Consider the following 10,355-nt stretch of genomic DNA (forward strand, 5'->3'; position numbering starts at 1 on the left):
TTCGTCAACCCTTTTTTATTTAACAAATAAGTTTAAACCACTTCGATATGTAGGAAAGACGGCAAAATACATTGGGAAACATGGAACGGAAGCGGTTGGGCTTACAATCATAATGAGATTAGATTTTGGGCGGTCATCGTGCCACCTTGCAGCTAACGTCCCAGCGCTTTGCGAGGTTGCGGACTAAATTAGCCTTAACTTTCGGTTAATCACTGACCATAAAGATACAAAAAAACCTTTAAATTAATCACTTACCCCGCAATCTTGCAAAACGCTTGTTGTACAACGTTATTTATTCTATTTCTTTTTTAACCATCCTTTTTTTGGTGCAACGTTTAAGCTTATTCCGTAAAAATTATTTCTGATTAGAAATTCTCCAGTTTTATCAGGACTATTTTCTAGATTGTAAATTTGGTATTGGCCACTTACATAATCTGGTGCAATAGAATTATTTATAAATAATGATAAATCAAATAATGCAAATTTAGTTTTGTATTGCGCGCCAATTGAAATTTCTGAAGAAAAATTTATACTATTTTGTCCTTCTGATTTAGAATAAAATATATCTTTAGAATTTCCATTAAAATCTTCAACATAAATTTTTGTAATTACATCCTCATTAGTACCAGTAATTAAATTCAAATTTAAGCCAACTCCAAAAGTTATATTTACCTTATTTGACAGTTTTAAATAATAATCTGTTTTAAAAGGAATAGAAATAACAAATTGATTGTAAGGGTCAAATTGAGTTAATAAATAATCAATACCATATCCAATATCATTATCTGAAACATTTAAATCAAACTTTGGAATAAATTCTTTTGCAATTAAACCAGTTTTGAAATTAAAATTTCCAGATTGTGCAAAATTATAATAAACACCAAATTGATAGGAAAAGTCATTTGTGAATTTCATATTTGGATAATTCGATCCATCTCTGTTCCAAGCATCACTTTTTTTCAAAATTGATGGTTGAAACACAAAACTTAATTTTGAATATTCTTTATGAAACAAATTTTCAGCTTCTTGCGAAAAACTAAAAAAAGAAGCAAAAGTTGCAAGTAATAAACTTGCAACTTTTTTAAAACTAGTCAACTGGCATATCATAAAAATCCTTGTTAACTATTAAACTTCCCTTTTTGTGATAACTAAATAGTTTATCATTTTGTAGTGCATTGTTAAACCTTTGTGGTGTACCAACTTGTGGAATATATGTTGTAGAATTAAGTTTTACTTTGACACGTCTTCTACATCTTTCCTTGTACTTGTGGTCTTTATTTTCCTCTACACAATCAATAAATCTTGAACCTTGGTCAGGTTGGTTTTGACCATTAATACCTGCAGCAATCCATAATCTTTTTGCTTTCCATCTACCGTTTTTCTTTCTATATCCTTTAGTTTTAGCTTTTATTTTGCTAGGGAAAACACTTGTGCAAGGATTGTTAGGGTCAGAGCAATTTGTTCCAAAAGCAGGTCTTACCTTACTTATTCTTTTAAGTCGATCTCCACCAACGGCAACATAGCTGACTTCTTTAACTTTGTCTTTGCAAGAGTTTGTTCCTTGTTCGTCTCTTTTTGGAACAACTACAATCACGTTTGGATTATTTGTAGGAATGTTGCCTTGACTAATTTGTTGTACAATTTGAGAAATTATATTTATATCACTATTGTGAACTTCAATCCAACTACCTTCATCGTCAATAAATTTGTAATAAGTGTAACCTTTTTTTCTGTCACCAATGATTACTTCAGCGTTGTAACTTAGTAGTGAGCGTTCTGTTTCATCATCAATAAAATGATTATCAGGATCTTCATCAGGATTCCATTGACCATTACCTTGTTGATCTAACCACGCTGCCTCTTCACCTTGTATTTTACGTCGTAAAGAACAAAACTCTAAATCTTCTTCAAACTTTCTTAATACATTGTCCTCATCAAAACCAACAGCATCTGCTAAAACGTCATATTGGTCTTCAGAAGTACCAGCAGGAACAGTTGCATCAAACGCGTCACAATCAGCATCAATCATAACATCTAGTTCTTCAATTGTGTTCCAATAATCGTCCCAGCTTGGGAAAATAAGAATATTGTTTTCACATTGTACACCATTTTGAATATTAGTCGACTCAATATAATCGAAAAGAGAACTTTGTCTTTGCATTAATGGATTACCATTATTTGCATTTTGTTCTTGTGATAAATCTGCTTTTTCACACGAAACTATTAATAATCCAGTTAGGATTAATAAACTTAAAATGATTTTTTTCATAAAATATTGTCAATAGCGTCCTAAACAATAAAAAAAAGAATGGTTAGTTTTTAACTCAAAGTTTACCTTTGAGGTGACAAAAAAAANTGATAATAGAGTTAGTTTTCTGTTTTTAACATTATTTGGAAAATTAAATAATTTCATTCACTATTATAAACGAATTGACATCAATAATTAATTTATTTTCAGAGGATATTGTAACAGACAGCCTTCCAAAAAATTCATTTTTTTTACAATTATATTAGAAAACGACTTCGTTTAACAAATGAAATTTAATATTACCTATGAAAGTAGTCATTTTTGGCTCAAGTGGTTTTTCGGGGCACGCAATTCTAAGAAAGCTTTATCTCAAGATTATCAGGTAACCATTCTCTTTCGAAATAGGAATTACATTCCAATGGAAGCTAAGAATGCGATATTTCTGTTGAGAATGGAAAGATAAAATTAGTAGAACAATTTATTTGGACATCAAGAAATGGTGAACATGGATTTAATATTTTTAAGGAATTAAAAATGGTTTAATATGTACATAAGCTCAGAAACACCAGAACAGACCGATAATAGGTTAAGAAAAGTAATTCAGACTTCGGAACTAAAAATATATGACGTGGAGTATTTCTTTAAAGAGTGCCCTATTGAAAAATTTGAATTAGACGAGAGAGCACTTGCAATTGTCAGAGATGAAGAGGTTTGGAGTTTTTTGATTCCCTCAGAAAGTTCAGAAACAGAAAACTTTAAACTATTTAGTTTTCATTTCAAAGATGGACTAGACAATAGTGGCTTTGTTGGATGGTTGGCAAGCACTATAAAAAGAGAATTAGGTACAGGTGTATTTGTAGTATGCGGACAAAATACAAGAAGAGGGGGAATTTTTGATTATTGGGGCTGTCCGGCATCTATAGCAGACGATGTAATTGAACTTGTTAGAAAGCTTAGAGATTAAAAAAACTGCCACCAACACTGTATTTGTGTCAAGCGGGGTTGACTTGTAATCCAACGTTTTTCCTTTCTTTATTCCGTTCGGTGTCGGGAAGAGAAAGCGGCTTCGAAAGCCCCCCTAGAAAGCAAATACTCACGTTGTGTGCTATTTTAAAAAAGAACGTTCCAAGATTAAACCCTTCAATAAAAATAACATCTAATCAATTATAACTATTAAAATATATAAATTATGATTAGAACATTTTTATTATTATTTGTCGTGATTTTTACTCTTGGTTGTAACAAGGATGACGACAATCCAAATCCTTCAAATCCTAATGTTATTCCATACCAAGAAGGCTTGACAACGAATTACATAACGGTAAACAATATAACACGGAAATATCTAGTTTATAGACCAACAGGAATGACAACTGTAAATGCTGTTGTAACAGTTTTGCACGGAGGTGGTGGCACAGGGTTAGGAGTTTCAAACCTTGGCGAGCATCCGCTTTCTGTTTTCAGAACACTTGCAGATATCGATAAATTCTTAGTAGTATATCCTGAAGGTTCGCCTGATAACCTAGGAAATCCTGGTTGGAATGATTGTAGAAGTGATGATATTTCAGGCAGTCAAGGTGACGATATTACGTTTTTGAAGCAATTAAATGCAAAACTAATGGCTGAGTTGAATATCAACTCATCAAAAATGTATTTGACAGGTGGAAGTAATGGAGCTTTAATGACTTTTTCTTATGCTTTTCAATTTCCAGAAACAATTAAGGCAATAGCTGTGGGTAGTGGCAATTTACCTGAGTTTCCTGAAAGTGGAATTTGCACAAATGGCTCCACACTTCCCATTCCAATTTTGCTAACACATGGAACAAGTGACCCAGCAATGCCAGCAAATGGTGGATGTGTTGCTAATGTAGGTGGAAATTGTAATCGTGGAAAAGTAATTTCGCAGTCAGCGACTTTAAGTTATTGGTTACAAAGAAACGGTTTGCAAAATGTCACACCAACAACTTCAACATTTGACCTTAACACTAGCGATGCAGGAAACGTAGAAAAAAGAATATATAATGGTGCAAATCCATTAGTTTATTACATATTAAATAATGCAGGACATCAAGCTCCAAGCAAAACAGTATTTTCCAATTCGTCTCCTGCACAAGGTGTACAAAACCGAGATATTGAATTTGCTGAAGAAGTTTGGAACTTTTTCAGTGGGCTTGATTAAAAATTATCATAAGGCTCATCTCTATGGGAATTAGAATTAATTACTAAAAGTTCCAATAATTTTTTTGAAAGTTAAATTTTATAGATAATATCTCATAACAACTGTTATCTGAGCAGTGATTTTTACGCCACAGCCATTAATGGAGGCATAACTCACTGTATTTATGCTTTTATTCTTCCCGCGGTAATAATTAACACCCGTTGTATGCTTAAGGGGCTATTTTATCACTATTTTTATTTCCTGAGCCAGCCTTATTCTTAGCGGCGTGGATAATTTATAGTTTTACATTATAAGTACATAAATATATGCGCAAACAAAAATTCATAAGCGATGTATCAGGAAAAGAATTTCCTATGTATGAAAAAGTTCCTGCCGGAATACTACGCAAGCCGATAAGGGACCTTATCAGCCAGGACAAACCCGATTTTGACGATAACTGCTCTTTATCCATGTCCGAACTTAATCATTACCGGGAACGCTATATCACCGGTTTCCTGGAAAGCGGGGTAGGGCAGCTTTCGCAACTTGAAGAAAAGGTGATCAATTCGCTAAAAGAAAAGACACTTATCACTGATAACCCGGATGCTGATGATAAAACGGCTCTGACTTTTGGGCAGAAACTGGCCGACAGGGTAGCGGGTTTTGGCGGAAGCTGGACTTTCATCATCCTTTTTGCAGGATTCCTCTTCGCATGGATAACCCTCAATATTGTGTTTTTGTCTGATAAAGGTTTTGACCCATACCCCTTCATCTTGCTTAACCTCATACTTTCCTGCATCGCGGCCATACAGGCACCCGTAATCATGATGAGCCAGAACCGGCAGGAAGAGAAGGACCGCGAGCGCTCGCAGAACGATTATATGATTAACCTTAAATCCGAACTTGAAATCCGTTTACTGCATGAAAAACTCGATCACCTGATACTACACCAGGAACAAGGCCTTATTGAAATCCAGCAGGTACAGATTGACATGATGAATGATATTCTAAAAAGGCTTGAAAAGAAGTAATTTTTTTTTAAAAAATACTCATTCTTATCAGGAGCAGCCATCTGCCGCTTCTTTGGCAGCCATGTCCTGCTGTCCACTCTATCTCCCCGCCGCAAAAGCGGGCGGCGGGGAGGATGCCGCTCCCATCAGGGCTAGTCAGGGGCCGTCGTGCCTACCGGCCATCGCATTAGGCCCATTATCCCCGAACCACACCAACAGGCTGCAGCATCAGCTGCATAAAAAGCAGGTCAAGCCATTGGCCAAACTTAAAAGCGCTTTGTTTCAGCAGGCCGNTGCAACAATCGTTGTAAATGATTTATCACAGGCAGGGACTATTTCAGGTAGCTCGTCTGTATGTAACAATACTTCAACCACGTTAACACTTAACAACTATTTCGGGAATATTTTATATTGGGAATCTTCGACGGATAATTTTTCATCAAATAGTGTAAATACAGGGGTTTCATCGCCTACATTTTCGACAGGAAATATAACGGTTCCTATGTGGTACAGGGCTGTAGTCCAAAATGGAAATTGTGCTATTGCGGCTACAAGTAGTTTTAATGTATCGATACTTAGTTTACCTACTGCTAATGCAGGGCCGGATATAAATATATTGAGGGGCTCAACAGGAACAGTCGTTGCTACAGGTGGTACCAGTTACCAATGGACAGTTTTAGGAAGCAATACCGTTTTAGGGACTAATGCATCTTTAGTAGTTGGCCCTCTGAACACTACAACATATCAGGTTAAGGTAACTTCAGCAGAGGGTTGCACTGCAACTGATACAGTTGTAGTAACAGTTGATTTTTCCGGTTTAGAAATCTTTCCTTCTCCTATAGTACAGTTTGGTTCTGTTCCGGTAAATACATTATCTGTAAGAAATCTGGCAATAAATAATGTGGGAAGCCTGCCATTTACCATAAATAGCGCAGTAATTACAGGTTCATCAAGTTTTACATTTACCGGAATAAATACGCCATTAACACTTACTTCCACTCAGTCATACCCATTCAGTGTTCAGTTTTCACCTGTTAGTACAACTTTCCAGTCGGCATCATTAACTTTAAATACTACTATCGGTACATTCGTTATCAATTTATCAGGATCAGGAACCAATCAGTTTCCGGCATGGACAATCAATCCCACGGCCTATAATTTTGGAAGTGTAGCTATAGGTTCTTCTGTTCCCTTTACTTTTACGGTAGCCAACCTGGGTAACATTCCTATTGATGTAGGGAATATAGTTTCAAACAATCCCGGTGTTTTTTCAGCGACAACATCTGCAACCACAATCCCGGTAGGGCAGTCTATAAATATCACAGCCACTTTTTCACCAAATGCAGTTGGAAATACAAATGGTATATTTACATTTAATACCACAACTCCTAATCTTGCAGGTTTACAGGTTAATGTACAGGGGTATGGGTTTAACAACGCACCCGGCCCGGTTTTGTCTTATGTAACTGAAGCTCCCTATAATGGCACTGATGGGGTAAGCCCCACGGTTGGCGTTGTTACCCAGATATATACATATAAAGTAAAATATACCAATTCCAGTGGAGTGGCGCCTGCCCCTGGCTTTCCTAAAGTAAGCATTGATAAAAACGGCAACCAGGTGATTTTTGGGCCGGGAGAGGGGGAATATTCCATGAATCAGATTGGTACAGGTACTGATTGGGTAAATGGAGAGACATTTATTTTTTCTACTTCATTAGAGTTAGGGACATTGTATAAATACAAATTTACCGTAACTGATGTAAACGGTAACAGTTATTCATTATTAAACGAACCTACTCCTTATAAAGATGGCCCGGATGTGTATGAAGAAGGGCTCGATTTATTTGTGTATGCCGGCGATATACGTCCAACTCCCACCGGAATACCTGGAGATCTTCTGGGCGTAAATCAGAATTGTAATATAAAAGCCACTATCCATAACGGTTCCGTTTTCGCAGCAACCTCTAATTTTAAAGTAAAACTGTATATTTTAAACGGAACCACACAAACGCTTTATTCAACCGTGCTTGTCACAGGAGGTATCAATCCGCTCGGTGTCAGGGAAGTTGATTTTGGTACTTTTCAGTTCCCAACCGCAGGCCTGTACACCGCAAGAGTAGTTATTGATGAAGATTTTGAATTGCAGGATTATAACAGGATAAATAATGTTGCAAACAGGCTCATTCCGGTAGATAGGGACGTACCTGAGATTTTGATTTCAAACCTGAACGCATCTTTAGGTAATTCTTCTAATAATACATCAACCATAATAATAACGGGGCTTGCATCATATGACACAGGCATAGCTACTTCAGGAGCTGAAGTTCAGATTAATATTCAGAATCCTTTTGACCCTTCTCAAATATATAATGTAATTGTCAATACAAACAGTTCCGGTTATTTTACTGCTGTTTATCAACTGGCAAATTGTTGGCAGGTACAGACTAATTGTGCTACTTTCCCGTGTGATACCCCCATTCCTTTTAGCCTTTTTGTTACGGACTTTGTTGTAAATAGCCAGACTGTACAAAGCAGCTTTGTGAAGCCGTGTTTGCTAAGGCAATCCGCTTATGGAGGTTTCCGGTTCTTCCAATACGCTTGTCCGGCGCAGAATTATCCAATTACTTATACAGCTAATTTTTATAATGATGCCTATATAGATTATTTTGATCAGGACAATGTATTTGTAAACAGGGAACATATTGATATGACTAATGTCAGTATTAAAATATATTTAAATGGGGTATTGGTTGATCAGCGAAATTATCCGTCTGTGAATCATGGAGAATCGTTTAATTTCTCCACTACAATTGTAAACAATACTCCGGCTTATTCCAATAATAATTTTACTGCTGTCCTTACATATACACCTTCTAATCCCGGAGTTGAGGTTACTGAAAATTATCCGCTTCCCTTTACAACAGAAAATTCTTTACCTGATTTAAGAATTTACCCTCCTATTTATGCCTATACTTTACCTGACGGACGTCTGGGGATAATATCAACTGGTGAATCATTTACATTCCCTTACGAAAATTTTAGTTCATGCGTCCCGGCAGGAGCTTTTAAAATCAGGGTTTACGAATATGATGGCACTGACGAATCTACTGCTGTATTTTTACAGGAATATGATGTTCCCGCCGGCTTGTTTGCCGTGGATCCAAAGCCATCAATTACCCATACCTACCCTAATATGCCATTAGGGTGCAGATTTTTTCTTTTAAAAATTGATGACCCGAACCTAATTGATGAATATAATGAAAATAATAATACTGCAAGTTTTGAATTTTGCAGGGTACTTCCGGATCCATTTATTAATATTAAGGCACTTTCTTTAAATATATCAGACATTAATTACGGGGCAGGCTCAACCATTAATTTTTCGGCAACAATCGTAAATGATAGCGAGATAGATATTACCACACCTTTTCAGGTACAGTTTTATGCTCATACCAGTAATACAAGTGTTCCGTTAGGGCCTCCTCAAATTGTCAATAGCATGGCAATAAACCAACTGCTGAGCTTTAATTCTATTGATTATACCTGTAGTAGTGAATGTCCTATCTATTATTCATTCGTTGCTGATTTATCCAATGTCATTACAGAAAATATTGAATATGATAATGCAATTTCACAATCAGTAGGAATTGACTTTAATGCAGGTTTAGGATGGCCGTCTCTGGGAAGTCAGCAAAATCCTTATTTGGTATATCCTGGGTCAACAAATAGTTTCGTTACCCAAATCAGCAATAATGGAAACAAACCGGCTACAAATGTTAAATACAGACTAAGATATAATGATAATGTAATTTTTTCTAATATAGTACCTACTTTTCAGGCATCAACAGGCATCCCCATTACTGTTACACAAACAGTTTCAGGTACAGGGACTCAGGTTATTTATGTCGATGTTGATTATGATGATACGGGTGGTATTGGAGATTATTGTGAATATAACGAAAATAATACAGGGGCTATTTATCTCCAGTTTATTAATGATGTTCCGGACTTAGAGGTTATTTCTTCACAGATTATACCTGAACCCATTTCAGTTCCTGCTTTAGGTGATATTGTTAAAATAAAAACCTCCATCAGAAATAATAACCCCGTTTCATCAGGCCCTTTTAACATTAAAATATCTATTGTAAATCCTGATGGCACACAAAATCAATTAGGTGATATTATTTCAGCCGCCGGGCTCCCTCCCGGCCCGGTTAGTCAGGACTCCTGGCTGTCAACCGTTGATTACACTATCACACAAAATGATATAAATCAGGGCTATATTTTGGTTAAGGTTGAGGCAGATATCAACTTTCAGGTTTCTGAGGCTGTTCGGAGTAATAATGTTGGGCAACGGACAATTCTTCTAAATTTACCACCTACCGCTATCATTGATTATACAGATGTTTGTGAAACCGATACTGTTGCTGATGTAACTTTAACCACCACCGGGGATATTACATCTTCTTCTTTTAGTTCCAATTCTCCAAATCTCATAATCAATCCATCTACTGGACAGATAGATGTAGCTAATAGCCAGCCAGGTTCTTATATTATTACATATACTTTTAGTAATTCAGCATATCCTAATTTAACAGTCACTACTCCTTTCATAATATATGAACTTCCTGTTATTCTGGATCAACCGGATCAGACTCAGTGTGCCAATGATACTTTTATAATGACCCAAAATGCTCCGGCCGCGGGCACAGGAACTTGGAGCGTAGTGAGCGGTTCTGCTACAATAACTAATCCAAATGATCCGGCTACCTCAGTCATAGTTCCTGAGTCAGGTTCAGCAACATTAACTTGGACTGTTGTTAATGGTGTTTGTAGTGTTAGTAGTAATCCTCTAACATTAACAAATAATGCTGCGCCGGTTCAGCCGTCCCTAGCGTGCTATGAGACGGCTACGTTCAATACCGTGAGCTGCGCCTGG

At 36.5% G+C, this 10,355-nt stretch carries 6 protein-coding genes; 4 read left to right on the plus strand and 2 right to left on the minus strand.

What is annotated here, in order from left to right; all coding sequences use genetic code 11:
* Window positions 1-297: 297 nt before the first annotated feature.
* Both CHU92_RS09160 and CHU92_RS09165 read right to left on the minus strand, forming a co-directional pair.
* On the minus strand, window positions 298-1,107 hold the full coding sequence (locus CHU92_RS09160) for a hypothetical protein (protein WP_094414831.1): 810 nt from the start codon (window positions 1,105-1,107) through the stop codon (window positions 298-300).
* On the minus strand, window positions 1,088-2,269 hold the full coding sequence (locus CHU92_RS09165) for a hypothetical protein (protein ID WP_094414833.1): 1,182 nt from the start codon (window positions 2,267-2,269) through the stop codon (window positions 1,088-1,090). Before CHU92_RS09165 ends, CHU92_RS09160 begins: the two co-directional genes overlap by 20 nt.
* 523 nt (window positions 2,270-2,792) lie before the next feature.
* Here CHU92_RS09165 and CHU92_RS09170 point away from each other — a divergent pair.
* From CHU92_RS09170 to CHU92_RS09185, 4 genes are all read left to right on the plus strand, one after another.
* Window positions 2,793-3,212 carry a DUF6196 family protein gene (locus tag CHU92_RS09170; RefSeq protein ID WP_094414835.1) on the plus strand — a complete coding sequence of 140 codons (420 nt, stop codon included), beginning with the start codon at window positions 2,793-2,795 and terminating at the stop codon, window positions 3,210-3,212.
* 225 nt (window positions 3,213-3,437) lie between these two features.
* On the plus strand, window positions 3,438-4,427 hold the full coding sequence (locus tag CHU92_RS09175) for an alpha/beta hydrolase family esterase (RefSeq protein ID WP_094414837.1): 990 nt from the start codon (window positions 3,438-3,440) through the stop codon (window positions 4,425-4,427).
* A gap of 305 nt (window positions 4,428-4,732) precedes the next feature.
* The gene (locus CHU92_RS09180; protein WP_094414839.1) at window positions 4,733-5,437 is read left to right on the plus strand and encodes a DUF1003 domain-containing protein; all 705 of its coding nucleotides are present in this window, start codon (window positions 4,733-4,735) and stop codon (window positions 5,435-5,437) included.
* Between the two features lie 481 nt (window positions 5,438-5,918).
* Window positions 5,919-10,355, plus strand: a 4,437-nt coding sequence (locus CHU92_RS09185) for a CARDB domain-containing protein (RefSeq protein WP_449403976.1), incomplete at its 3' end; no start/stop codon positions are given.

This window comes from Flavobacterium cyanobacteriorum (genome assembly GCF_002251835.1).
Classification (GTDB): Bacteria; Bacteroidota; Bacteroidia; order Flavobacteriales; family Flavobacteriaceae; genus Flavobacterium; species Flavobacterium cyanobacteriorum.